This is a genomic window from Bdellovibrio bacteriovorus (assembly GCF_048286975.1).
Lineage (GTDB): Bacteria > Bdellovibrionota > Bdellovibrionia > Bdellovibrionales > Bdellovibrionaceae > Bdellovibrio > Bdellovibrio bacteriovorus_H.
Window position 1 is genome coordinate 1 of the sequence record NZ_JBLVRT010000006.1, and the last position, 23222, is coordinate 23222.

Genomic DNA, 23222 nt, shown 5'->3' on the forward strand with positions numbered 1-23222 from the left:
AACTTCTCCATTTGGATTGGAAGTAAGTTGCAAAGAACGAAAAGGTTAGTGTAAGAAGCTAACCACTTTGATTAATAAACGCTTTGCTGGTGTTTATAGCAGAGGGGCCACACCTGATCCCATTCCGAACTCAGAAGTTAAGTCCTCTTGCGGCGATGGTATTGCATGGGCGACCATGTGGGAGAGTAGCACGACGCCAGCTCTATTTTACTTGAACCCGGGTTACGAAAGTAATCCGGGTTTTTTTGTATCCAAAAGCCTGCCGGAAACGCCTCGAATTCGGCTTTATCGCCTCAATCAGAAGCAGGAGTTCTTCAACGAGGGTTCTTGCTTGGGTTGCTGAGTGCGCTCACTGGCGGGGCAGCTCGGATCTTTTCTTTCATTTTCACATCATTCAGAGACGTCGAACTTGCCCTTTGAAGGTCCCTTTTTGTTTCAAAAGGGGAATATCTATAAACAAATAGATGTGTAATCAAACAAAGTTTGGACTAAAAATATTCGCTGTGTCTCACCATTAAAGCTATGAAATTACTGCGTTATCTCATTGAAGTCGAGTCATGAGAGCTTTTTTTAAAGGGCTGTGGTATTCTAGTTATATCAAATACAGGAGCTTTCTCCTGTTCGCTTTTTAAGTCTTTTTTGTCGACTGGTTCAAAAAAAGATCTCTCGGAGTTTCATCCGAGACACGGGGTAAACACAATTTAATACGATAGAAAGGGTCGAGATGCGACAGGGTGTCTTATGGCATACGTGTATCTTGCAGCAGCAATTATTTTCGAAGTTTTCGGTACGATCACGATGAAGTACTCAGAGGGGTTTACAAAGGTGCTCCCATCCGTGCTCACTGTAGCATGTCATGGAATCTGCTTTATAAGCCTCACTGTGGCGCTTAAATATCTTCCGATCAGTAACGTCTATGCGATCTGGGCGGGAGTTGGAACAGCTTTGATGGCTTTCCTGGGACTGGTTATTTTCAATGAGCCGCTGCCACTTCAAAAGGTGGTCGCGACAACATTGATTATTGTCGGCGTGGTCATTCTGAATCTGGGTGAGGGCAAAAAAGCCGAAGAACAAGTGGCGAAAGTTGAAACCACACACATTGAGCCGATTCCATCGGCAGTGGTTGTGCCGGTTCCAGCTGCTCCCGTTGTCTCTGCGGCCCCGCGGAATGCGGGGTAAGGTCCGGCTTCCACAATTACATTTTAAATTTTTTTTCAAAAGAGAGTGGTCTGTCACCACTCTCTTTTGTTATCTCCCGGGCGATAGTTCTATTCACCCCACAGGAGATTTGCTTGTAGCAATCTCTTTCAGTTGTGTCGTTCGTGGAGTTTTTCATCCACAAATTCAGTGAGTTTTTCAAAAGGTGTCTCTTTGCGGGAGGCATAGTGAATAAAGTCTGTTAGCAGGGTCTGCAGCTTTTCAAACTGTTTTTCGTCCTTTATCTGATCGTTCTGATCAAAGGCCTGGTCTGCCTTGGCCAGGCCAAAATATTCCGGATACACATAAGAACCCAGGACATGCAATGGCACCCTTGCGTGCAGGTTGCCGCGCACACCTCCCAGGTGACCGGGTGAAGCGCCAATCAAAAGAATCTGCTTTTTGCTGAGTGGAACGGGCTTGATACGGGACAACCAGTCGATCGCATTTTTGAAAGTCCCGGGAATACTGCCGTTGTACTCAGGGCTTGAGATGATCACGGCATCCGCTTCGTCGATCATTTTTCCCAGGGCCAGGGCCCCGGCGGGGATGCCTTCGGTGTTTTCCAGATCCGCATCATACATGGGAAGCGGGAATTCGTTGAACTCATGAAGCTCCACCTCGCAAAAGGGCAGGCCCATAACACTTTCGGCGGCAATGCGGATGAGTTTTTTATTGTAGGAACCATGGCGCAGGGACGCTGCAAACATAAAGACTTTCATTTGGCACCTCGTTGACCAAGGTAGTGTCTCATTGTGTCGCAGGCGGACCGATGAAATTGCGAAGAATGTTCCAAAATACAGATTTTTACTTTTTCTTTATGCAATCCGGGGTCGAATTTACGCGGCCTTGAGGAGAGAAACTTTAGATTGTTGTCATACAAAGGACAGTGATTATGGGTTTTAACTCTGCAGATCTTATTCAGATCATTTTGACGTTGGGCGTGGTTGCAGTCGCGACTCCCATCTTGGGCAGCTATATGGCCAGGGTCTTTCAAGGCGAAAAGACTTGGCTATCTTCTTTACTTCGCCCTCTGGAGTCAGGGACTTACCGCCTGACCGGGGTTCGGGAAAATGACGAGATGGATTGGAAAGAGTATTTCCTGTCTCTGATGTTTTTCAACCTGATCGGTATCGTCGTGGTGATGTTGCTGCAGATGTTACAAGCGGCGTTGCCTCTGAATCCCCAAGGCCTGCCGAATACAAGCTGGCACCTGGCATTTAATACCGCAGCGAGCTTTGTCACAAATACCAACTGGCAGGCTTATTCCGGCGAAAGCACCTTGAGTTATCTGACTCAGATGCTGGGGTTGTGTGTGCAGAACTTTGTCAGTGCGGCAACGGGGTTTGCGGTGTTTCTGGCGTTTACGCGCGGGATTGCGCGCAAGCAGGTGACGGGCCTTGGGAATTTTTGGGTCGACTTGACTCGTTCCACGGTGCATGTGCTTTTGCCGTTTTCTCTGGTGCTGGCCTTGTTCCTGGTGGGCGAAGGTGTCGTGCAAAACTTTTCCGCCTATGTTCCTGCCAAGACCATCGAGGGAGCTGAACAGCTTCTTCCTCAAGGCCCTGCGGCTTCCCAGATCGCGATCAAGCAACTGGGTTCCAATGGTGGTGGCTTCTTTGGGCTGAACAGTGCTCATCCTTATGAAAATCCGACTCCCTGGAGTAACTTCCTGGAGATGATCTCTTTGATTCTTCTGGCATCCGCCTGCACGTATGTGTTTGGTGCGATGGTGGGATCAAAAAGACAGGGCTGGGTCCTGTTTGCTGCCATGATGTCCATGATGGTGGTTATGCTCTCTCTGTCGTTGTGGTCGGAATACACTCCGAATGCCACCATTGGCCAGACAGCTTTGATGGAGGGTAAAGAGACTCGATTCGGAGTGACCAACAGTGTGCTGTGGTCGGTACTGACAACGTCGGCCTCTAACGGTTCTGTGAACGCCATGCACAGTTCATTGTCGCCTCTGAGCGGCGGGATTGCCATGGTTAACATGATGCTTGGCGAGGTGATCTTCGGCGGTGTCGGCGCGGGCATGTACGGCATGCTGCTTTTTGTGATTCTGACGGTGTTTATTTCCGGCCTGATGGTGGGACGAACGCCTGAGTACCTTGGTAAGAAAATTGAAGCCAAAGAAATCATTTGGGTCGTGGTGGGGGTCCTGGCTCCTTGTGTGACCATTTTGATTTTTAGCGCCGTCGCTGTTGCCCATCCTATGGGGCTTGCGGGACTGGGACATCAGGGCCCCCATGGATTGAGTGAAGTTCTTTATGCGTTCACGTCGGCTGCGGCAAACAATGGCAGCGCCTTCGGAAGTCTGACCGTGAACACGCCGTTTTATAATGTTCTGATCGGAACTGCGATGTTGATCGGACGCTTTGCCATCATTCTTCCGGTGTTGGTGATTGCAGGAAGTCTTGCGGGTAAAAAGACTTCCCCGACAGGGTTGGGGACGTTCCGCACTGACAGCATTTTGTTTGTTGTGATCCTTATCGCCGTTATTTTCATTGTGGGGTCTTTGACCTTCTTCCCGGCATTATCTTTGGGCCCGATTCTAGAGCATCTTTTGATGATGCGTGGTCAGTAGGAGTTTTGTATGAGTTCCGCATCGACATTTACAGACAAGAAAATTTTAAAACAAGCTTTGCTGGACAGCTTTACGAAGCTGGATCCACGAGTGCAATTCAAGAATCCGGTCATGTTTATCACTTGGCTGGGCGCGGTGGTTGTGACGGTGGTCACGCTTCACCGCATGAGCACGGGCTTGGGGTTTGGTTTTGAGTTTCAACTGGCCTTGTGGCTGTGGTTTACGGTTTTATTTGCCAATTTTTCCGAAGCGTTGGCAGAAGGCCGGGGAAAAGCTCAGGCCGAGTCCATGAAAAAAAACCGTTCCCACACCATGGCCCGCAAAATAATGAACGGACGTGAAGAAGGGGTTGTGTCCCTGGCTTTGCGTAAAGGCGATATCGTGGTTTGCGAAACGGGGGACGTGATTCCTGGTGATGGTGAAATCATTGAGGGAATCGCGACGGTCGATGAATCCGCGATCACGGGTGAATCGGCTCCAGTGGTTCGTGAAGCTGGTGGTGACCGCAGTGCTGTGACTGGAGGAACCCGGGTTATCAGTGACCGTATTTTGATTCGTATCACCACGGATCCGAGCAACAGCTTCCTGGATCGCATGATCAGTCTGGTTGAGGGGGCCAAACGCCAGAAAACTCCGAATGAAGTGGCCCTGGGGATTTTGCTGGTGTCTTTGACGGTGGTTTTCATTCTGGCTGTGATCACACTGAAATTCTTTGCGGATTATTCCGCGCGCAGTGCCGGGCAGGATCTTTCCGATATTGTGAATATGCCGGTGTTGATTGCGCTGGTGGTTTGCCTGATTCCAACGACGATTGGCGGGCTGTTAAGCGCCATCGGGATCAGCGGGATGGATCGTCTGATTCGTAAGAACGTCATTGCCAAAAGCGGACGTGCGGTGGAAGCAGCGGGCGATATCGACGTGCTGATGCTGGATAAAACCGGCACCATAACCCTGGGAAACCGCATGGCCAGTGAATTTGTGGCTGCACCCGGAGTGGCGGTTGAACGCCTGGCCGAGGCTTCGCAGTTGGCGTCACTGAGTGACGAAACCCCGGAGGGCCGTTCTATTGTGGTTCTGGCAAAACAAAAGTTTTCTTTGCGGGCCGAAAAACTGGATCCGCATCAGGCGCACTTTGTTCCGTTCACGGCACAGACAAGAATGAGTGGTGTGGATATCGTGACTGAAAATGGAGCTTTGCGAAGTTTGCGCAAAGGGGCGGCGGATTCGCTGCAAAAGCATATTGAGTCCCAAGGGGGCGTTTATCCTTCTGAGGTGAAAAGGTCCGTGGAAGCGATCGCCAAACAAGGGGGAACTCCGTTGGTGGTGGCTGATGGCAATCAGGTTCTGGGTGTCATTTACCTGAAGGACATCGTAAAAGGCGGTATCCGCGAACGCTTTGCGGAGCTTCGTCGCATGGGTATTCGCACGGTGATGGTGACCGGGGACAATCCACTGACCGCTGCGGCGATTGCGGCGGAAGCCGGAGTTGATGATTACATGGCGCAGGCTACACCCGAGATGAAACTTCTGCGTATTCGTGAGGAGCAAAGCAAAGGGCATCTGGTTGCGATGACGGGCGACGGAACTAACGATGCGCCGGCATTGGCTCAGGCTGACGTCGGGGTGGCGATGAACACAGGCACCCAGGCTGCGCGTGAAGCGGGGAATATGGTGGATCTGGATTCCAATCCCACGAAGCTGATTGAGATTGTTGAAACCGGTAAGCAATTGCTGATGACCCGCGGGGCTTTAACCACCTTCAGTATCTCAAATGACATCGCTAAATATTTTGCCATAATTCCCGCGATGTTTGCCGGCCTGTATGCGGTGAAGGGAGCAGACGGTCCGTTGAGTGCTCTGAATGTGATGGGTCTTTCTTCGGCTCAAAGTGCGGTCTTGAGTGCTGTTATTTTTAATGCACTGATTATTATCGCATTGGTTCCTATGGCGTTGCGGGGCGTGCCTTACCGGGCGATGGGTGCAAATAAAATCCTGCAAAGAAATCTGCTGCTCTATGGATTGGGCGGCGTGCTGGTTCCGTTTGTGGGGATTAAGCTGATTGATGTGATTGTGGTCGGACTGGGGTTGGTATGAAGAACTTAATTGTAGCCTTAAAAATGTTTGTGATTTTAAGTTTGTTGACCGGGATTTTGTACCCACTGGCGGTGACAGGGCTGGGGCAGATGTTGTTTCCGTATCAGGCCAAGGGGTCTTTGTTGGAAAAAGACGGTCAGGTTGTCGGATCCGAACTGATCGCTCAGAAATTTGTCAGCCCCCGGTACTTCTGGCCACGGCCCTCGGCCGGGGATTATGCGACGGTGGCCTCCGGAGCTTCGAATGCGGGGCCAACCAGTGAGAGCCTGAAGAAAGCCGTCGCTGAGAGGCAGGCTCAAGGGTTGACCCGCGAGATGCTCTTTACCTCGGGCAGTGGTTTGGATCCGCATGTGTCTCCAGCGGCCGTTAAATCACAGATGCAACGCATTGTGCAGGCTCGCACCCTGTCAGCGGAGCAGACTGTGCTGGTTGAACGGCTGATTGAGGAGTACACTGAGGGTCGTCAAGGAGGCCTCTTGGGTGAGAAACGGGTCAATATCCTGAAGCTCAATCTTGCCCTGGATGAAACGCTATGAGTGATGAGTATCGTCCCGATCCGGATCGAATTCTTGAGGGAATTAAGAAGGAAGAAGAAAAAAGGGAGCGCGGTCATTTCCGTGTTTTCTTTGGGATGTGTCCGGGTGTAGGGAAAACCTATGCCATGTTAAAAGCTGCAGTGGAACAGGTCCGCCAGGGGGCGGACCTTGTCGTTGGTGTTGTTGAAACTCACGGACGTCGCGAAACGGAAGAACTGCTTGCAGACCTGAAGGTCATTTCAAAAAAGAAAATTCAATACAAAGACACTGTGCTTGAAGAAATGGATCTTGATGCCATTTTAAAGCTGAAACCCCAGATCGTTTTGGTCGATGAATTGGCGCACACCAATGCGCCGGGCTCCCGTCATCCCAAACGTTATCAGGATGTCATCGAGCTCTTGGAAGCGGGGATCAGTGTCTATTCCACCGTGAATGTTCAGCACCTGGAAAGCCGCGCGGATCTGGTTCAACAGATCACCGGGATAAAAATCCAGGAGCGTATTCCAGACTCCATTTTGGATTTGGCCAACCAGATGGAGCTTATCGATATCACGGCTCAGGGACTTTTGAAGCGGATGAAGGAAGGCAAAGTCTATCAGGGGGATCGCGCCGTGCGCGCGGAGGAAAACTTCTTCCGTGAAACCCATTTGATGGCCTTGCGTGAGCTGGCTTTGCGATACACGGCCGAACGAGTGGATCAGGATCTGCAGGATCAGATGGTGGTTCAACAGATCATGGGCCCGTGGAATACCCAGGAAAGACTGTTGGTTGCTGTCAGTCACAGTCCTTTTTCGGGGCGCTTGATTCGGGCCACCCGCCGCATGGCCTATGGGCTGGAGGCTCCATGGCTGGCATTGCATATTGATACAGGCGAACGTCTTTCGGAAGAAGATCAAACGATGCTGGTGCGAAATCTGGCTTTGGCGCGAGAACTCGGTGCGGAGGTGGTTTCCCTTCGAAGTTCAAATATCGCCGGCGCCATTCATCAGGTGTCTCACGAAAGAAATATCACCCAGATCATCATGGGACGCCCGCAACGACGTTGGTGGGAGATGCTGGGAGGACAAGGGTCCTTGTTGGATCAGTTGGTTCGCAAAAGCAGCGCCGTTGATGTTCACATCATCCGTCAGGAAGAAGTGCCACGTAAAAAGGTCTGGAAATGGACGCCTCCGGGGTTTGATGCGGCCGGAGCGGCTTACTGGAATGCTTTTTGGTTCGTGATGGGTGTCAGTTTCGTAAGTCGTTTGCTTTTGCCATTAATTGGCTACCGGGCGGTCGGCTTTGTTTTTCTGATTGCGATGATGATGATTGGTCTGGTTACAACACAAGGGCCGATTCTGTTCGCAGCGGTTCTAAGTGCGCTGATCTGGAACTTTTTCTTTATTCCACCCATAATGACTTTTGCGATCAATGCCCCCGAAGATGTGATGATGTGTGTGGCTTACCTGTTGGTGGCCTTGCTGAGCGGGGTGCTGGCTGCAAGAATTCGGGCCCGTGATCGGGATCTTGAGGGACGGGAGGAGCGAACCCGGACTTTGTATGATTTGGTAAGAGAGTTTTCCTCGTCCTTGAATCCAATGGACATCTGTCTGGCGACTTCGCAAAGTCTTGAAGGTTTGCTGAATGGAAAAGTGAAGGTTCTGCTGACGGATTCTGAGGGGCATTTACAGAAAAAATCATTTAATGAGTCCAAGTTGGATGAAAAAGATTTTGCACTGGCCGTGTGGTCCTTTGAAAATGGTCGCAATGCGGGATGGAAGACAGAGACACTTTCAGAATCTCGCTGTCTGAGTCTGCCATTGAAGGCCAAAGACAAGACAATGGGGGTTCTTTTGTTCTATCCCCGTGAAAAAGCCATCTTGAGTTTGGATCAGCAGAATCTTTTGGAAAACGTCTGCGCGCAAACAGGCATGGCCCTGGATCGTTTGAGATTGCAGCAGCAGTCCGAGCAGATGAAGGTTTTGGAAGTATCAGAGAATCTGCATCAGGCGCTATTGAACTCAGTGTCGCATGAGCTGCGAACTCCGCTGACGGCCATCATTGGCTCGGCTTCAGCGGTGATGGATGAAAAGGTTTCGGCCAATAAAGAGACCCGCGAGCAACTGGCTCAGGATATTATGGATTCATCGTTGCGCCTGAATCAGGTTGTGGAGAATCTTTTGGACATGTCCCGCCTGAATTCCGGGGCTTTGCGCTTGAAAAAAGAATGGGTTGATCTGGAGGATGTTCTTTCCGGCCTGCCGGGTAAGCTGGGTCGTCTGGTGGCACACCACAAGCTGTCGGTGGTGAACTATCTGGGGTCTTGTTATGCCCAGATTGATGAAAAGCTGTTTGAACATGTGCTGTTGAATCTTATTAGCAATGCTGTTCGTTATGCGGCCGAAGGCACTGAAATCACATTGCGCCTTGAAATGGAAAATCGTCGCATTCTTTTGCGGATTTTGGATCAGGGTCCGGGGATTCCACAGGACAACCTGAAGCATATCTTTGAAGCCTTCTATCGGGTGCCAGGCAGTGCCACGGGTGGCGTTGGTTTGGGTTTGGCTATTGTAAAAGCTTTGGTTGAAGCTCATGGCGGCAGGGTCTATGCTCAGAATCGTAAGGATATGTCCGGAGCGGAGTTCGTCTTGGAGCTTCCCTACGAGACTCCTCCCGCGGCGTTAGAGGACGGAAGATGAAAGAGAACTTGAAGAAAGTTTTGGTGATTGATGATGAAGCTTCCATCCGTAAGCTTTTGCGGGTGAGTCTGGAAGCCAACTCCTATCAAGTGGAGGAGGCACCCAGCGGACGAGACGGTTTGACTGCTGCCGCTTCGCTGCGACCGGATTTGGTTCTTTTGGACCTGGGCCTGCCGGACATCCCGGGACTTCATGTGCTTTCTGAGCTGCGCAGCTGGTCTCAGGTTCCGGTGATTGTTTTGACCGTTCAGGATTCCGACAATGACAAGATCGCCGCTTTGGATGGCGGCGCGGATGATTACATCACCAAACCTTTTAGTGTGCCGGAGCTGTTGGTGCGCATGCGTGTGGCTTTAAGGCATTCACCACAAAACGCCGCTGAAAAAACCGAGATGGTCAGTGGTCCATTGAAAGTGGATGTTCCCGGGCACACTGTCACGGTGGAGGGGGAGCTCGTTAAACTGACCGCGACCGAGTTCAATATTTTAAAAGTACTGATCAAGAACAAGGGTAAAGTTGTCACCCATCGCATGCTTTTGAATGAGGTCTGGGGCCCCAACTCTGTGGAGCACACTCATTATCTGAGGGTGTATGTCGGCGGTTTGCGAAAGAAGCTTCACATCCGAGAGGAGTTGGCCGAGATTATCGTCACCGAAGCCGGTGTTGGATACCGGCTTCTGGATCTTTAGATTACTTTTTCAGGATGGATTTTTTCAAAGTGGCTACGCCATCATCGGATGGTTTACCCAGCCAGATGGAGAAGATCTTTTCGATGAATCCCGCCGGGCCTTTGATTTCAGACACGTTGCCGGAAGTAGTTTCGTAAAGAACCACTTCGCTGCCATCTTTCAATTTTGCACCCAGTATAGTCAGCGCTTTGCCTTCTTTGGCTTCGCCGCCTTTGGCGACAGAGTCCAGGAATTGTTTCACGGACGCTTCATCAGAGCTCACGCCATTGGCTTTAAGAGCTTCTTTGAAGGATTTCTGCACGTTATCTGCATCCACGCCACGCAGGAAGTGCATCTGGATGGCAACGGCTTGTTGGTCCTTCAGCGAAGTCAGGGCTTCAGCATCCGTTTTCTTGAAGGTTTCAGGGGAGCTGACAAAAAGCTGGCCCACGTAAACTTTCACGTTCACGAAAACCACTTTCTTGGCACGAAGGCCTGCGCCCACAGAAGTCAGTTTCAGGGATTCGTTTTCAACGTTGGCGGTCGCGGAAGTGGACAGGGTCACTTTTTCCACTTTTTCGCCGGTTCCCTCCGGGGTCAATAGGGCTGCCATGGAGTTTACAGACAAAAGAACGGTCGCAAGGGCTGCGATAAGGTGTTTCATACAGGTCCTTTCTCGAATTGGTCCAGATAGGATTGGTTGAGGGGGATTAATTGTCAACCCGGAAAAGTTTTGTTGGCAGCCTCCTTGCGGAAGTTTAGAATTTTTAAAGCAATGACTGACACCCGGACGCAGACCTTATTCAGACAAAAATTGGAACTTCTGATCCTGTCCGGGGATGAGGCGATTTTAAACCGCGCCAAGGAAGTTATTTCCCGTCACTATCTGACTTTCAAACAAATGCCTTACTCTGAACTGGATTCAAGTTCGCGCTCGGAGCTGATGCGCGCGCAGATGGTTTTGATGGTGCAGGAGGAGAGTGAGGATCTGTCCGCATTTGCGGCGCGAGTGGATCAGGTTTTGAATCTGTTCCCGCGGTCCAGAATTGTGACGGTTATGGCGGCTTCGTTGTCGCGCGAGAATCTGGAAGGGACCCAGAATCCGCGTGTCACACCACTTTCACAAAGTGAATTCAACCGCACCCTGAAGTTTGAGTATATCTGCCTGTATCGTTGTCGGGCGCAGTACTTTGAGATTCAGATCGGTGATTTGTTCCCAATGACCACCATGACCTTCCCGGTGTTTGTGCGCATGCCTCTGAATCAGCGTTATCTTGCGGTCGTGTATAGCAACTCAGTTCTGAGTGATGAGCGCTTCCAGCGGGTGGGAAAAGCTGAAAGCACTTTTATTCAAAATCGCGACAGTGAAAAGTATCTGGATTACATCACGACTTATTACGACACCTCCGGGCATGGTCTGAAAAAACGCGCGCGTGCGCTGTTTTTATCCCTGTGCCATGGGGCTTTGCATTTGAATGAAATTCTGCTGTTTGATTTTAAATCTCCGGGGCCTGAGGCTTTCCGCTTCCGTTATGAGGCGCTTCAGAAAACGGCAACAGATCTGTTGCATCTTTTGGCAACCGAAGAGGATCTGTGGGATCTCTTCCGTGAGGTCTTAAAGGGCGAGTTCTACGATTTGTGGCGCGCCCCTTGGGTTGCTGTTTACGGGGCCATGATTGCGAAGAAAAGCGGGCAGGGGGATCCTCTGACGGTGTTAATGGCGGGGCTGCTGACGGACGTGGGGCTGTTTGATATCGACGATCAGATCAGCCGCGAGTTTTTAACCTCCGAAAGCAGGACTGTTTTGGACGAGCAGCAGCGCGAATTCTGCAATCATCCGATCCTGTCCTTGAACCGCTGCCTGATCAAAGGGCTTCCGTTGTCAGAAGAAATCAAGGCTGTGATGGTTTGCACGCATGAGCGCTTTGATGAAAAAGGCTTTCCGAATCAGGTCCCGGCGGACAAGATTCCGGTGGAGGCTTTGGTTCTGCAGTTTGCGGAAAAGATTGACCAGGGTGTGCTGACGACGATGAAAAAGAATGGTGTGGGTTTTCGCTTCTTGAAGGAAAAAATCTGGGAGGCTGAAAACAACGCCGGCACAACATTTTCGCCAGCGTTCCTCGCAGCCATTGCCGAGTCTTTGCTTTAAGGGCAGATCTCGATCATTCCGCCCAGATCCATGTTGGCGTAAATTTCTTCAATTTCATAATCACGAACAGCCATGCATCCCTTGGTCCAATCACGGGGATGGCGGATGACTTTGCGTTTCACCCAACTGTTGGGAAGACCGTGAATCAAAATACTGTCACCAGGATTTTTGATGCCGTTCTTTTTGGCTTCCGCAAGATCTTTGGCATTGGGATAATTGATACGAAGACCCAGGTGGTATTCGCTTTTTTCTTTTTTCAGATCAAAAAAATATCGCCCTTCCGGAGTGCGCTGATCGCCTTCATTTTTCTTGTGGCCTTGGGGGTTTCCGCCCAGGGCGACGGTATAAGTTGCCAGTACTTGACCGTGGCGCATCACATGCAGCATACGGCGTTTTTTATCCACCAGCACGAAATCCAATTTTTGAGAAATAGGGGCGTGTTCCCAGCGGGCGTTTTCAGCGAACTCTTTGGCGCGAGGGCACAGGCTGGGAAGTTCTGAAGATTCCAAGCCCACTTCCAGCATGCGGCTTTCTTCAGGGCTGAGCATTTCAAAGCCATCGCCCTTGATGATGGCAAAAGAAGTCATGGGGGCAAGAATCACAAGTACGAGCCAGAGGAATTTCATGTCCCTGATTTCCCATGATGGCAGGCTTTGCGCAAGGGGCCTTTTGGCAGTTTTGACACTGTCCGTAAGAAGGAAAATCCTTTGCCCCATTCCCGGCTTTTGCCTTTAATAAGAGGGCTTAAAAAATCGATCACAAGGAGATCAAAGTGCTTAAAAAAGTGGCGTTGGCGCTATGCTTGGTAACAGTTATTTTTGCAGCTCAAGGTGAAGCCAAGGAATTGACCAATCGTTTGGGTGTGGGTGTTAAAAGTCACTCTGCTCTGGATCTGGCGCAGTTGGCTGCTGTTTATTATATTGCTCCGGATGTTTCCATCGCGGGCGGTTTGGGTATTGATACTCAGGAAGACTATTCCAAGTTTGCATTCAACGCAGGCATTCGTCGCATCGTTTTCAAAGAAGACAACATGAACTTCTACATGGGTGGTACTTTGGGCATCCTGAACAATGAAGTGGCCGGGGATAAAGAATCCGGTTTTGAACTGAATGCTTTGTTTGGCGGTGAGTTTTTCTTCACCGGCCTTGATTCCCTGGCATTCACCTTTGAAGGTGGCGTGGGTGTGATCTCTGGCGACAACGTGCGCTTCAGAACCATCGGTGATGGTCCGTTCAGCGCCGGAATCATTTTCTACTTCTAGTCCTCAACCAATTTTCCAATCTCGAAAAAGGATGTTTATGAAAAAAGTTATTCACACAGACAACGCACCCAAAGCAGTTGGTCCTTATTCTCAGGCAATTCAGATCGGCGACATGTTGTTCTGCTCCGGTCAGATTTCCATCGATCCAAAAACAAACGAAGTTTTCACAGGCGATATCAAAACTCAGACTGAAATGGTTTTGAAAAACATCGAAGCGGTCCTGGCAGCTGCCAACATGAAATACAGCAACATCGTGAAAACCACGATCTTCCTGACCAGCATGTCGGACTTTGCAACTGTGAATGAGATCTACGCCAAAGCCTTCACTGACGCTCCTCCAGCGCGTTCCACCGTGGCGGTTGCAGGCTTGCCGAAAGGCGTGAACGTGGAGATCGAAGTCATTGCGCATCGCTAAGTCCCTGTTGAAATCCCGTTCATTCTGGGCTCTGGTATTCCTGAGCGCGGTGGTGCTTTACCGCTTCGTCGACCAGTATCAGAAGGTGCAGGGTGAGCGGATTCAATCCTGGACGAAGACTCCTTCCGCTGACTGCGCGGTTGTCCTGACGGGCGGCGCAGGCAGGGTGCGGGAGGGGTTTGACCTTCTGGCCAACCAGAATGTCAAAAAGCTCGTTATTTCGGGTGTGTATTCCAATGCGCGTCTGCGCGAGATCATGCCGGTGTGGCCCTTTTACGGGAACCTGAGTGAGAACGATGTGGTCTTGGACCGCCGTTCAGAAACCACCTATGGAAATGCCCAGCAAAGCCTTCCGATTGTGGAGGCATTGAAGTGCCGGGACATCCTGCTGGTGACCTCACGTCTGCATATGTACCGTTCTTACCGGACCTTCAGGGCCACGTTTCCTGAAAACATCTACATCGAAAAGCATGCGATTATTGGCGGCCGCTTTGAGTCTTCCGTCTGGGAGTCGGGGTTTGAGGCCTTGAAATCGCTGTTTTACTCTCTCTGGGCCTATTAAAACCAGACTTTTGACCAAGACATCTTTTATCGAAATGAACCGATAAATCCTTGAGAAATCGAGGGTGAATCATGACTTCTTTACTGGCGCAAATCGACTCGCTAGGAAGATCAGTAACAAAGAATGTGGAGTACACGGCACGTGTTCTCCTGATGGTTTATCTTTCTCTGCGTGCTACGGTTTTGGATCGTGCTCAGGGCTTCCGCCAGATCGTCGGCGTTATTTCTGCGCAAATCTATTTCACCGGCTGGCAGGCTCTGCCACTGATTTCGGTTCTGGCTTTGGGAACCGGATCCATCATTTTGCTTCAGTCCCTGTCCAATCTGTCACTTCTGGGCGGCACCCAGATGATCGGGAACTTCCTGATTGTCATGATCGTGCGTGAGGCGGGTCCGTTGCTGGTGGCTTTGGTGGTGATCGCGCGCTCGGGTACGGCGGTGGCTTCCGAAGTCGGGAACATGCGCGCCAATCGCGAGATCGAAGCGCTGGAAAGCATGGGTATCAACCCCCTGAGCTTTATTGTGTTCCCGCGTGTGCTGGGTGGAATCATCAGCGTGCTGGGACTGGCCTTTTATTTCAATTTCATCGCTTTGATTGGCGGATTCCTGGTCACGAAATTCGTGCAGGATCTGCCCCTGGCTTTTTATACGGATTCATTGATGCGCGCCTTTGCCAAAGAGGACGTGCTGATCTTCCTGCTGAAGAACGGTTTCAGCGGGATGATTATTTTCGTGGTGTGCTGCTATCAGGGGCTTTCCGTGAAGCGCAGTCCGCATGAGGTTCCACAGGTCACGACCCAGGCCGTGGTGAACAGTATCATTTTTGTGGTCGTGTTTAATTTGATTGTGACAGCTTTGTTTTATCTAAATCAACTTCGCAGTTTAGGGGTGGTGTGATGAAAATCGAAAATCTAAAATTTGAAGGCGTGTCTTTCACTCATGAAGGGCAGGAGCCAATTGTTCAGAATGTGGAGTTTGATTTTCCCATGAACGAAATCCTGTGGGTGAAAGCCGATGAAGGCGCGGGGAAGAGCTCCCTGTTGCAGATTCTGGCGGGCCTGCAGATCCCCCAGTCCGGGAAATATCTGATCAACGGTGAAAATGTGGTGGATATGTCCTTTGAAGAGTTTTTGCCTTTTCGTCTGAAGATCGGATATTCCTTCGATTACGGCGGTCTGATCAACAATCGTACTTTGTATGACAATCTGATGCTGCCGCTTTTGTATCATAAGGTTTTGACGCCGGACGAGTGTAAAGCCCGCGTGGAAGCGATGATCAAGGAATTTGGCATCGAGAAGTTTGCGCATGAAAGACCGGCCCATGTTCCGGGTCGCATCCGCAAACTGACCTGTCTGATGCGTGCGGTGGTGATGCAGCCGGAAATGCTTTTGTTGGATGATCCAAGCGTCGGTCTGGGGCAGGACAGCGTTTACATTTTTGCCGATCACATTCACCGCCTGCGCAAAGAGGGGCACCTGAAACACATCTTTATCAGTTCCTATGATGAAAAGTTCATGAACCTTTTCAATTATCAGATCATTCATCTGGATGACGGACAAATTTACTTCCAGGCTGTGGATCCCGAGAAAAGAGTTGTTCATCTATGATGAAAGTGAAGTTCAATAAATTTGAAAGAATTGCCGGCCTGTTTGTGGTCCTGGCCATTGTGGGTGTGATTGTCACAGCTATCAGTGCGGCAGTAAAACAAGGCTGGTTTGAGCCGAAGGTGCGCTTTACCACGACCTTTGAGAATGCCGACGGTATTCATCAGGGAACGCTGGTGCAGATGGCGGGTCTTCGTGCCGGAGCGGTTGAGACCGTGGAGCTGGAAAGTGACAACCGCATTCGTGTTGGCTTCTATGTCCTGGGAAAATTCCAGAACCGCATTCGTGAAAACAGCACGGTGCAGTTGATTCGTCCTTTCATCATCGGTGAGCGGGTGCTGGAGCTGACTGTGGGGAACGAGGAATTTGAGATGATCCCGGATCACAGTGCCGTGAAGTCCGTTGAAACCGTGGACTTGATGACGCTGATGAGCGGGAAACATCTGAATTCCTATTTGAGCAAGCTGGGCGGGATTCTGGAAAGCGTGCAGGTTCTGGTGGATGCGTTTGCAGATAAGAGCCGCGCGGAAAGCCTTGTTCGTGTGATTGACCGTTTGGATCCTTTGGTGAAAAACCTGAACACAATGTCTGTGGAAGTGATCAAACTTTCCAAGCAGGCCACGCATGATGATGGCGTGCAAAAACTGGTGGGCAATCTTGCCGTGACCACGCGTGAGATCAACAAGATTCTTCCGGAGTTGAACGAACAGAATCCGGAAATGGCCAAAGACCTTGCTGTTATGACTCAGAACCTGGCCGTGATGACCAAGGCGCTGGGGCCTGCAGTGAAGCAAGTCGAAGGCGAGCTTCCCGGAGCCAGTGTGCGTTTGGTACAGGCATTGGACGAAACAGTTGTTGTCTTAAAGGCCATGCAAAAAAGCTTCTTTATGAGAAGCAGTGTTAAAGAAGTCAAAGACGAGGAAACTCAAGATCGACTTCCTGCCAGCAAGTAGTTTCCGCAGGGTTGTGATGTGTCTCACTTTGAGGCACATTACAACATATCAAAAATTCTTTATTACTCTTCAGTAATATTCCAATTCGCACGATAATACCTTTGCTCACAATGTTGAGCATGGGATGGTTGATCATGCGAAATGTTTTTCGCTTCCTGACAATCTTACTTCTGAACGTCTTGCCGGTACAATTGGACGCCAAAACCTTGAAGGTTGCTTTTGGAAGAAGCAAGCCGCCTTATATTTATGAGGAAAATGGTGTCGTGCATGGAATTGAAGTGGATCTGGTGCGGGAGATTTTAAAATCCCTGAAGGCACCCCATGACTTCCAAAGTCTTTCTTATCTGCGTCTTGAAACTGAAGCCAATCACGGCGACACCTTCGACATGATCGTTGGCGTGCGCAATCGTGAAGGGGGGCGCTATTATTCTCAGCCCTTCATGGACCACGAGGTCTGCGCCTTCAGTTTGAAATCGCGAAAGATTTCTATCAAAAGTGCCAGAGATCTGCAGTCCTTGAAAGTAGCCGTTTGGCGCGGAGCCTGGAAAGACCTGGGAGCGGACTTTAAAAGAATCTTCGAGCCTGGATTCAACGGCAAAGTTCCGGGAAACCTGATCGAGTATCCGCAGACCAAGGACCGTTTTGCCAGTTTGTATAATGGCGAAGTGGATGTGTTGGTCATGGATCGTTTTATCTTTGAATGGTATCGCTTGATGCCGCAGGAGGGGAGTCACTTTACGCAGGACGTGAAAGTGCATGAAATCTTCCCGGAAAACACTCCGGCCTATGTTTCCTTCCGTGATGAAAAGACCCGGGATGCCTTCAACCGTCAACTGAAACGCTTGCGCGACAGCGGGGACTATGCCCGCATGGTGAAGGCCTATACGGGTGAGCGTTTGGCCGGATTGGGTAAAAAATGAAGCTGATTCTTGCGCTGCTGTTTTTCTGTTCAGGTGTTCAAGCTCAAGAGGCTAAATCCTTGTTTGTGGCCTTTGGTAAAGGCCGTCCGCCTTATTCCTTTTCAGAGCGCGGCAATACCCGTGGTATTGAAGTGGATCTGGCAATGGAGATTCTGAAGCGTCTGGGTTACAAAGTCCGGCAGCAGGTGATGTCGCCTTATCGTATTGAGGCGGAGGCCAAGCACGGAAACACTTTCGATGTTGTGGTCGGTGTTCCTCATAACAGTGATGGTTCCGGCCACTATTATTCCAAACCTTTTGTGGCTTACGAAAATTACCTGATCGCTTTAAGATCCCGCAAGCTTGGAGCGAAGAAGATATCGGATCTTTCAGGGGTGCGGGTGGGGGCGTGGCACAATGCCTGGAAGGATCTGGGGAAGGAGTTTGGCCGGGTGTTTTCACCTAAAGCCAACGGGCGCCTGCCAGACAATTATCGCGAGTTTGTTCGCCAGGAGGACCAGGTGCGAGCCCTGTGGGCCGGTGAGGTTGAGGCCCTGGTGATGGATCGATATATTTTTGGCTGGTTTAGAATGACCATGGCTTCCCAGGTGAACACCGGGGTGGACGTGGATGTCTTTGATCTGTTCCCGGTGGTAAATCACAGCTATGTGGCCTTTCGGGATGCTAAATTACGATCGGCTTTCGATAAAGAGCTCGAGCGTCTGCGCCAAAGCGGCGAATACGACAGTATCGTGCGAATTTACGTGGGTGAGCGCCTTGCCGCCATGCTTAAAAGTGGTCCGAAGCCCCATTGAGGCTTGAATCCGGGTCCCCAGGCTCTATTATGAGGGGATGTTGGTAGGCCACCTTTTCCGTCATTTTATATTTTCTCCGCGAGCGGGTTCTTTGGTGAAACGCATCGCCTGGTTGTCCATGGTTGGAATCACAATCAGCGTGACGGCGTTCCTGGTGGTTTTGTTTGTCATGAACGGCATGAATGCCAGTATTCACAAACGCATTCTGGGGCTGGAGCCGCATCTGTATGTGCAGGTCGCGGGAGCCGACACCGCACAAAGCCTTGAATCCAGTCCTGCGTTTCAACGTCTGCAGGAAGATCCGGCCCATCGTGCCTATGTTTATGAAACCATGGATATCATCATCCGCAGTCAGGATGGACAGTTCCGTGGAGGCATCGCGCGCGGTGTGACCCGCGAAAGCCTTGAGCACTTCATTGAACAACTTCAGCGCATTGATCGCAAAGCCACGGATCGTGATTCCCAGGCTTATTTCTGGGACCCGCAGGATGTTCCCGGGCGTGGTGAAGTGGTGATGGGTGTGGATCTGGCTCAGTCCCTGGGTGTTTTTGAAGGGGACTTCCTGACTGTCGTGTCGCCCTCAGGTTTGTTGCTGCCTCCGGGGGAGACTCCAAAGTTTGAACGCGTGCGTATCAAGCGCATCGTCACCACCAGTTTGCCGGACCTGGATGGGCAGTACATTTTCTATCAGCGCGGGGAGGCCTTGAACGCTCTGGCGAATGAGGGTTTGCGCAAAAACGGAATTGAAGTGTGGCTGCCGGATGAGGGGCGTATTGAATCCGTTAAAGAAGATCTGTTGAAGTTTGAAGGCGTCAGTGTTGAGACCTGGATGGATCGTAATTCAGCGTTATTGTATGCGCTAAAACTTGAAAAGCTGACCATCGGGATTTTTCTGGGACTTGCCGGTATGATTGCGGGAAGTTCTATCCTGACGGTGTTGGCACTGCTGTTGTCGCAGAAAAAACGCGATATCGCGATCTTGCGCACGATTGGCTTTTCTTCCCGTCAGACAGTTCGTACGTTCACCCAAATCGGATTTTTCCTGGCCGGCATTGGTGTTGTGGGCGGCGTGGTTCTGGGAACAGGTTTGAGTCTTTACATTCAAGCCAATCCGATTCAGTTTTTGCCGTCGGATGTTTACTATGATTCTTCCATCCCGGCTTTGGTCAACTATGGCCTGGTCTTTGGTGTCTTGATTGTCAGTGGATTGATTGCTTTGCTGGGCTCTTATATTCCAGCAAGAACGGCTGCAGAAGTGCAGCCGTCCGATGCTTTAAGAATGAAATAATACTTAAAAATTAAACGCTCACCTGATGGTCGCGAAGTGCGTCTGTCAGGGAAGTTTTCAGGTCCGTGCTGGCTTTGCGTTTACCGATGATCAGCGCGCAAGGAACTCCATAAGAGCCTGCAGCGAAGTCTTTCATCTGTGTGCCTGGTATCACCACGGAATTGGCAGGCACACGGCCTTTGTATTCCACAGGCGATGAGCCCGTCACATCAATGATTTTAGTGCTGGCCGTGATCGTCACGCCCGCACCCAGAACGGCACCTTCTTCAATAACGGCACCTTCAACCACGATGCAGCGGCTGCCGATGAAGGCATTGTCTTCCACGATCACCGGGGAGGCTTGAATCGGCTCCAGAACTCCACCGATACCCACGCCACCAGACAGGTGCACGTTTTTACCGATCTGAGCGCAAGATCCCACCGTGGCCCAAGTGTCCACCATGGTGCCGGAACCCACGTAAGCTCCGATGTTCACATAAGATGGCATCAGGATCGCGCCTTTTTCAATGAAGCAGCCTTTGCGGGCCACTGCCGGAGGAACGACGCGCACGCCGTCTTCTTCAGACCAGCGCTTCAATGGGATCTTGTCGAAGAAGGCGATGTCGCCTGCATTCATTGGTTCCATTTTTTGAATACGGAAATAAAGCAGGATGGCTTTTTTGATCCATTCGTTGGTGATCCATTTGCCGTCTTGCTTTTGGCAAACACGCAAAGTGCCGGAATCCAGGCCTTCGATGGTTTCAAAAACGGCTTTCAACTCGGCAGTTGAAAGTTGATCGATCGTTTTTCCGCCTTGAATTTCGGTCCAAAGTTTTGAGACTTGTTCTTGCATGGTGTTCCTTCCTTATTCCAGTACTTTCAAAGATTCGAGGATTGCCGGGACGTGGATTTCGATGATTTTTTCAGCCGAAAGACCGCGTTCGATTTCGTAAGTCAGGGTCGGGCAGTTTCTTTCAAGGCCCGCATAGGTGCCCAGGCAGCCCGGAGTTGGGTAGCCGATGTCGTCGTCAATTTTGTAACCCGTCAGGCGGGACAACACTTCCGCCACCGGACGGCAGTCGCCATTGACATTCAAAACCGGATGCCAGGAGTGCAGTGACAAAACATACACCGGTTTTTTTTCATCCAGATAAGTCATCAGGCCGTGGTTTTCTTTTTCGCTGCCGGCAAACGGTCCCGGGTGATAGCGCGGGGTTTTGACTTCCGGAGACCAGTCCTTGGTTGGCAGGTTGCGGTTCAGATCCACACCGTTGCCGTTACCGCGGGTTTTGAAAATCACACCTTCAAGATTGAATTGCGGAACCAGGGTGATGTTCAGTTTGTAGGGATTGGAATTCATGAAGTGTTTCAGCAGCTCTTGCGCGGCAATAACGCCTTCGACCTCGTCGCCATGAACGCCGCCCAGAATAAGAACTTCAGGGCCGTTGTTGTTGAAGTGCCAGGCCGGTACCGGCAAACCTTTGGAAGTGTAAGTAAAAATAGAAGTTTTCATGACAAATCATCCTTCATGGGCCATCATACTAGCACGAGGTTTTCGTGGAATACATCAATAATGAATTGTGTCTTGGTCCGTTAAAAAAACCACTTTTGCCCCTGGTGGCCAATTACATGCGCCCCATTTATGTCTATGACCTTGATTCTGTCGCCCAAAGGTATCAGGCGATGTCTCAGGCTTTGAAGGGGACTCGTCTTTTCTTTGCGGTGAAATCCAATCCCAATCCTGGTGTTCTGCAAAAACTTAAAAGCCTCGGTGCCGGAGCGGACGTGGTTTCTTTGGGCGAAATCAAACGCGCCTTGGAATGCGGCTTTTCTCCGCAGGACATCGTCTATAGCGGTGTGGGTAAAACCAAATTCGAAGTGACTGAGGCCCTGAAGCTCGGAATCTATCAAATAAACGTGGAAAGTCTGCCAGAGCTGGAGCGCATCGGCATGCTGGGACGTGAATTGAAAAAGAAAGCCCAGGTGGCTTTGCGCCTGAACCCGGATGTGGATATTAATACGCATCCCTATATTGCCACGGGTTTGAAAGACAATAAATTCGGCATGGAGCGTTCCATGGTTCCGGCTTTGGTGAAATGTCTTAAGAACTATTCTGATTCCATCGATCTGGTGGGTGTCAGTCTGCATCTGGGATCCCAAATGCTGGAGTTCTCTGGATACGACGAAGCATTGAAAAGGTTGAAATCTGTGTATCTTGAGTTACAGGCAGAATTCCCCACTCTGAAGAAGTTTGATTTCGGTGGCGGCTTGGGGATTTTCTATGATCGTGTTGACCTTCAATTGGAAGAATCCCTGTTGCAGAAATATGCGCAAATCACTTTGGAAAATCTGTCGGATCTAAACTGTGAACTGCAGGCAGAACCCGGCCGCTGGCTGGTGGCTCATTGTGGGGCTTTGATCACGCAAGTGCAGTACATCAAAGAAACCAGTGCGAAAACTTTTGTGATCGTCGATGCGGGAATGAATCACCTGATTCGTCCGTCATTGTATGAAGCCACTCATCGCATTGAACCGCTGAAAAGAAAAGACACGGCCTTTGTGGTGGATGTTGTGGGGCCGATCTGTGAGTCTTCGGATTTCTTCGCGAAAGAGATCTCTCTGACGAAGGTGCAAGAAGGCGACTTTGTGGCGATCATGGATTCCGGGGCCTATGGGTATTCCATGGCCAGCGTCTATAACCTGCAGGAACTGCCTTTGGAGATTTGCATCTAAACGTCGACGACCGCGTACTGATCGGCTTTGGCGGGTTTTAAAATCCGCTGAGCCATTTCAGTGAAGTGCGCGGAAGAATCCGTCGTCATAATATCGATGCGACGGGGTTCATTGCTCTTATTTGGGCCCAGTCGGCCGCTCTTGAAGTCGCGCGACAACCACTGCGCAATCGCTTCGCCGGAATCCACCAGCTCAATCGAGCTTCCAGTCACTCGCGCAATGGAGTTTTTCAAAATCGGATAATGAGTGCAACCCAAAATCAAAGTGTCGATATGGTTTTGCAACAGCGGGCTTAAATAACGGAACACAATCAGATTGGTGACGGGATCTGCATCCCAGCCCTCTTCCGCCAGTGGAACAAACAACGGGCAGGCTTGATCAAAAACTTGAGCCTGCGGATCCAGGGCATGAATTTTGTGAGTGTAAGCCTGGCTGTTAACCGTGGCGCGCGTGGCAAGCACCCCGATGCGTTTGCCGGAGGAAAGCTCCAGCGCGCGCTGGGAACCAGGCTCAATCACGTTGTAAATCGGCAGTCCATCGATCTCGCGTTCGGACACCTGGCTTGAAGCTGTGTTGCACGCAATCACGATGGCTTTGACGTTTTGTTTTTCCAGGAACTGAATGATCTGTTCAGAGTACTTGCGAATGGTTTGCGGTGATTTCGAACCATAGGGAAGGCGAGCCGTATCGCCTACATATAAAAAGCTTTCATGAGGAAACTGCAGCGCCAGCTCTTTTAGAACTGTCAATCCGCCGATACCTGAATCAAAGACACCTATGGGACGGGAATCCTGGTCTGCCATTC

General features: G+C 50.5%; 23 protein-coding genes and 1 rRNA gene. 18 read left to right on the plus strand and 6 right to left on the minus strand.

Going from position 1 to position 23222, the window contains the following annotated elements; all coding sequences use genetic code 11:
* Window positions 1-85 precede the first annotated feature (85 nt).
* Window positions 86-202, plus strand: a 5S ribosomal RNA gene (gene rrf / locus ACNQKP_RS15355).
* 539 nt (window positions 203-741) lie between these two features.
* Window positions 742-1179 carry a DMT family transporter gene (locus tag ACNQKP_RS15360; RefSeq protein WP_417865753.1) on the plus strand — a complete coding sequence of 146 codons (438 nt, stop codon included), beginning with the start codon at window positions 742-744 and terminating at the stop codon, window positions 1177-1179.
* A gap of 128 nt (window positions 1180-1307) precedes the next feature.
* Here ACNQKP_RS15360 and ACNQKP_RS15365 read toward each other — a convergent pair whose 3' ends face one another.
* Window positions 1308-1919 carry an NADPH-dependent FMN reductase gene (locus tag ACNQKP_RS15365; RefSeq protein ID WP_417865756.1) on the minus strand — a complete coding sequence of 204 codons (612 nt, stop codon included), beginning with the start codon at window positions 1917-1919 and terminating at the stop codon, window positions 1308-1310.
* 173 nt (window positions 1920-2092) lie between these two features.
* Between ACNQKP_RS15365 and kdpA the strand changes: the two genes are divergently transcribed.
* The 5 genes from kdpA to ACNQKP_RS15390 are packed head-to-tail and all read left to right on the plus strand — an operon-like array spanning window position 2093 to window position 9781.
* Entirely contained in the window at window positions 2093-3784 is a 1692-nt protein-coding gene (gene kdpA / locus ACNQKP_RS15370) for a potassium-transporting ATPase subunit KdpA (RefSeq protein WP_417865758.1), read from the plus strand.
* Between the two features lie 9 nt (window positions 3785-3793).
* Entirely contained in the window at window positions 3794-5878 is a 2085-nt protein-coding gene (gene kdpB, locus ACNQKP_RS15375; RefSeq protein WP_417865760.1) for a potassium-transporting ATPase subunit KdpB, read from the plus strand.
* Entirely contained in the window at window positions 5875-6414 is a 540-nt protein-coding gene (gene kdpC / locus ACNQKP_RS15380) for a K(+)-transporting ATPase subunit C (protein ID WP_417865763.1), read from the plus strand. The genes kdpB and kdpC overlap by 4 nt, the downstream gene beginning before the upstream one ends.
* Window positions 6411-9092, plus strand: a complete 2682-nt coding sequence (locus tag ACNQKP_RS15385) for an ATP-binding protein (RefSeq protein WP_417865765.1) — start codon at window positions 6411-6413, stop codon at window positions 9090-9092. Before kdpC ends, ACNQKP_RS15385 begins: the two co-directional genes overlap by 4 nt.
* Window positions 9089-9781 (plus strand): response regulator, encoded by a 693-nt coding sequence (locus ACNQKP_RS15390; protein WP_417865767.1) that lies wholly within the window; start codon window positions 9089-9091, stop codon window positions 9779-9781. The genes ACNQKP_RS15385 and ACNQKP_RS15390 overlap by 4 nt, the downstream gene beginning before the upstream one ends.
* A 1-nt stretch (window position 9782) precedes the next feature.
* Here ACNQKP_RS15390 and ACNQKP_RS15395 read toward each other — a convergent pair whose 3' ends face one another.
* Window positions 9783-10424 carry a chalcone isomerase family protein gene (locus tag ACNQKP_RS15395; protein ID WP_417865769.1) on the minus strand — a complete coding sequence of 214 codons (642 nt, stop codon included), beginning with the start codon at window positions 10422-10424 and terminating at the stop codon, window positions 9783-9785.
* Between the two features lie 150 nt (window positions 10425-10574).
* Here ACNQKP_RS15395 and ACNQKP_RS15400 point away from each other — a divergent pair, with 150 nt between their 5' ends.
* Window positions 10575-11909 (plus strand): HD domain-containing phosphohydrolase, encoded by a 1335-nt coding sequence (locus ACNQKP_RS15400; RefSeq protein ID WP_417865771.1) that lies wholly within the window; start codon window positions 10575-10577, stop codon window positions 11907-11909.
* Here the strand turns inward: ACNQKP_RS15400 and ACNQKP_RS15405 are convergent.
* Entirely contained in the window at window positions 11906-12535 is a 630-nt protein-coding gene (locus ACNQKP_RS15405; RefSeq protein WP_374035648.1) for a L,D-transpeptidase family protein, read from the minus strand. The two genes, ACNQKP_RS15400 and ACNQKP_RS15405, sit on opposite strands and share 4 nt — an antisense overlap.
* Before the next feature lie 146 nt (window positions 12536-12681).
* On the opposite strand from ACNQKP_RS15405, the gene ACNQKP_RS15410 reads away from it, so the two are divergent.
* From ACNQKP_RS15410 to ACNQKP_RS15450, 9 genes are all read left to right on the plus strand, one after another.
* Window positions 12682-13170 carry an organic solvent tolerance protein gene (locus tag ACNQKP_RS15410; RefSeq protein ID WP_374028294.1) on the plus strand — a complete coding sequence of 163 codons (489 nt, stop codon included), beginning with the start codon at window positions 12682-12684 and terminating at the stop codon, window positions 13168-13170.
* 37 nt (window positions 13171-13207) lie between these two features.
* Window positions 13208-13585, plus strand: coding sequence for a RidA family protein (locus ACNQKP_RS15415; protein WP_038449043.1), 378 nt, complete (start codon window positions 13208-13210; stop codon window positions 13583-13585).
* Entirely contained in the window at window positions 13572-14147 is a 576-nt protein-coding gene (locus ACNQKP_RS15420; protein ID WP_417865774.1) for a YdcF family protein, read from the plus strand. The genes ACNQKP_RS15415 and ACNQKP_RS15420 overlap by 14 nt, the downstream gene beginning before the upstream one ends.
* Before the next feature lie 71 nt (window positions 14148-14218).
* Window positions 14219-15043: an MlaE family ABC transporter permease gene (locus ACNQKP_RS15425; protein ID WP_041577479.1), complete on the plus strand. Its 825-nt coding sequence runs from the start codon at window positions 14219-14221 to the stop codon at window positions 15041-15043.
* Window positions 15043-15753, plus strand: a complete 711-nt coding sequence (locus tag ACNQKP_RS15430; protein ID WP_417865776.1) for a cell division ATP-binding protein FtsE — start codon at window positions 15043-15045, stop codon at window positions 15751-15753. Before ACNQKP_RS15425 ends, ACNQKP_RS15430 begins: the two co-directional genes overlap by 1 nt.
* Window positions 15750-16703 carry an MlaD family protein gene (locus ACNQKP_RS15435; protein WP_417865778.1) on the plus strand — a complete coding sequence of 318 codons (954 nt, stop codon included), beginning with the start codon at window positions 15750-15752 and terminating at the stop codon, window positions 16701-16703. The genes ACNQKP_RS15430 and ACNQKP_RS15435 overlap by 4 nt, the downstream gene beginning before the upstream one ends.
* 134 nt (window positions 16704-16837) lie before the next feature.
* On the plus strand, window positions 16838-17623 hold the full coding sequence (locus tag ACNQKP_RS15440; protein ID WP_417865780.1) for a substrate-binding periplasmic protein: 786 nt from the start codon (window positions 16838-16840) through the stop codon (window positions 17621-17623).
* The gene (locus tag ACNQKP_RS15445; RefSeq protein WP_088565410.1) at window positions 17620-18417 is read left to right on the plus strand and encodes a substrate-binding periplasmic protein; all 798 of its coding nucleotides are present in this window, start codon (window positions 17620-17622) and stop codon (window positions 18415-18417) included. Before ACNQKP_RS15440 ends, ACNQKP_RS15445 begins: the two co-directional genes overlap by 4 nt.
* Before the next feature lie 37 nt (window positions 18418-18454).
* On the plus strand, window positions 18455-19705 hold the full coding sequence (locus ACNQKP_RS15450; RefSeq protein ID WP_417865782.1) for an FtsX-like permease family protein: 1251 nt from the start codon (window positions 18455-18457) through the stop codon (window positions 19703-19705).
* 10 nt (window positions 19706-19715) lie between these two features.
* Here ACNQKP_RS15450 and ACNQKP_RS15455 read toward each other — a convergent pair whose 3' ends face one another.
* Both ACNQKP_RS15455 and ACNQKP_RS15460 read right to left on the minus strand, forming a co-directional pair.
* Window positions 19716-20537 carry a 2,3,4,5-tetrahydropyridine-2,6-dicarboxylate N-succinyltransferase gene (locus tag ACNQKP_RS15455; protein ID WP_417865784.1) on the minus strand — a complete coding sequence of 274 codons (822 nt, stop codon included), beginning with the start codon at window positions 20535-20537 and terminating at the stop codon, window positions 19716-19718.
* Between the two features lie 12 nt (window positions 20538-20549).
* Window positions 20550-21197, minus strand: coding sequence for a M14 family zinc carboxypeptidase (locus ACNQKP_RS15460; protein WP_011164240.1), 648 nt, complete (start codon window positions 21195-21197; stop codon window positions 20550-20552).
* Between the two features lie 44 nt (window positions 21198-21241).
* Here ACNQKP_RS15460 and lysA point away from each other — a divergent pair, with 44 nt between their 5' ends.
* Window positions 21242-22417: a diaminopimelate decarboxylase gene (gene lysA / locus ACNQKP_RS15465; RefSeq protein ID WP_417865786.1), complete on the plus strand. Its 1176-nt coding sequence runs from the start codon at window positions 21242-21244 to the stop codon at window positions 22415-22417.
* Here the strand turns inward: lysA and murI are convergent.
* Window positions 22414-23220: a glutamate racemase gene (gene murI, locus ACNQKP_RS15470; protein WP_015090893.1), complete on the minus strand. Its 807-nt coding sequence runs from the start codon at window positions 23218-23220 to the stop codon at window positions 22414-22416. The genes lysA and murI overlap by 4 nt on opposite strands.
* Window positions 23221-23222 lie beyond the last annotated feature (2 nt).

Excerpts from the sequence above, each read along its gene's own strand:
- ACNQKP_RS15440 (WP_417865780.1), top strand. The coding sequence starts at position 16,838 with ATGCGAAATGTTTTTCGCTTCCTGACAATCTTACTTCTGAACGTCTTG.
- ACNQKP_RS15395 (WP_417865769.1), bottom strand. The coding sequence starts at position 10,424 with ATGAAACACCTTATCGCAGCCCTTGCGACCGTTCTTTTGTCTGTAAAC.
- ACNQKP_RS15430 (WP_417865776.1), top strand. The coding sequence starts at position 15,043 with ATGAAAATCGAAAATCTAAAATTTGAAGGCGTGTCTTTCACTCATGAA.
- kdpA (WP_417865758.1), top strand. The coding sequence starts at position 2,093 with ATGGGTTTTAACTCTGCAGATCTTATTCAGATCATTTTGACGTTGGGC.
- kdpB (WP_417865760.1), top strand. The coding sequence starts at position 3,794 with ATGAGTTCCGCATCGACATTTACAGACAAGAAAATTTTAAAACAAGCT.
- kdpC (WP_417865763.1), top strand. The coding sequence starts at position 5,875 with ATGAAGAACTTAATTGTAGCCTTAAAAATGTTTGTGATTTTAAGTTTG.
- ACNQKP_RS15415 (WP_038449043.1), top strand. The coding sequence starts at position 13,208 with ATGAAAAAAGTTATTCACACAGACAACGCACCCAAAGCAGTTGGTCCT.
- ACNQKP_RS15425 (WP_041577479.1), top strand. The coding sequence starts at position 14,219 with ATGACTTCTTTACTGGCGCAAATCGACTCGCTAGGAAGATCAGTAACA.
- ACNQKP_RS15390 (WP_417865767.1), top strand. The coding sequence starts at position 9,089 with ATGAAAGAGAACTTGAAGAAAGTTTTGGTGATTGATGATGAAGCTTCC.
- ACNQKP_RS15455 (WP_417865784.1), bottom strand. The coding sequence starts at position 20,537 with ATGCAAGAACAAGTCTCAAAACTTTGGACCGAAATTCAAGGCGGAAAA.
- ACNQKP_RS15460 (WP_011164240.1), bottom strand. The coding sequence starts at position 21,197 with ATGAAAACTTCTATTTTTACTTACACTTCCAAAGGTTTGCCGGTACCG.
- ACNQKP_RS15450 (WP_417865782.1), top strand. The coding sequence starts at position 18,455 with ATGTTGGTAGGCCACCTTTTCCGTCATTTTATATTTTCTCCGCGAGCG.
- ACNQKP_RS15360 (WP_417865753.1), top strand. The coding sequence starts at position 742 with ATGGCATACGTGTATCTTGCAGCAGCAATTATTTTCGAAGTTTTCGGT.
- ACNQKP_RS15405 (WP_374035648.1), bottom strand. The coding sequence starts at position 12,535 with ATGAAATTCCTCTGGCTCGTACTTGTGATTCTTGCCCCCATGACTTCT.
- ACNQKP_RS15435 (WP_417865778.1), top strand. The coding sequence starts at position 15,750 with ATGATGAAAGTGAAGTTCAATAAATTTGAAAGAATTGCCGGCCTGTTT.
- ACNQKP_RS15385 (WP_417865765.1), top strand. The coding sequence starts at position 6,411 with ATGAGTGATGAGTATCGTCCCGATCCGGATCGAATTCTTGAGGGAATT.
- ACNQKP_RS15365 (WP_417865756.1), bottom strand. The coding sequence starts at position 1,919 with ATGAAAGTCTTTATGTTTGCAGCGTCCCTGCGCCATGGTTCCTACAAT.
- murI (WP_015090893.1), bottom strand. The coding sequence starts at position 23,220 with ATGGCAGACCAGGATTCCCGTCCCATAGGTGTCTTTGATTCAGGTATC.
- ACNQKP_RS15445 (WP_088565410.1), top strand. The coding sequence starts at position 17,620 with ATGAAGCTGATTCTTGCGCTGCTGTTTTTCTGTTCAGGTGTTCAAGCT.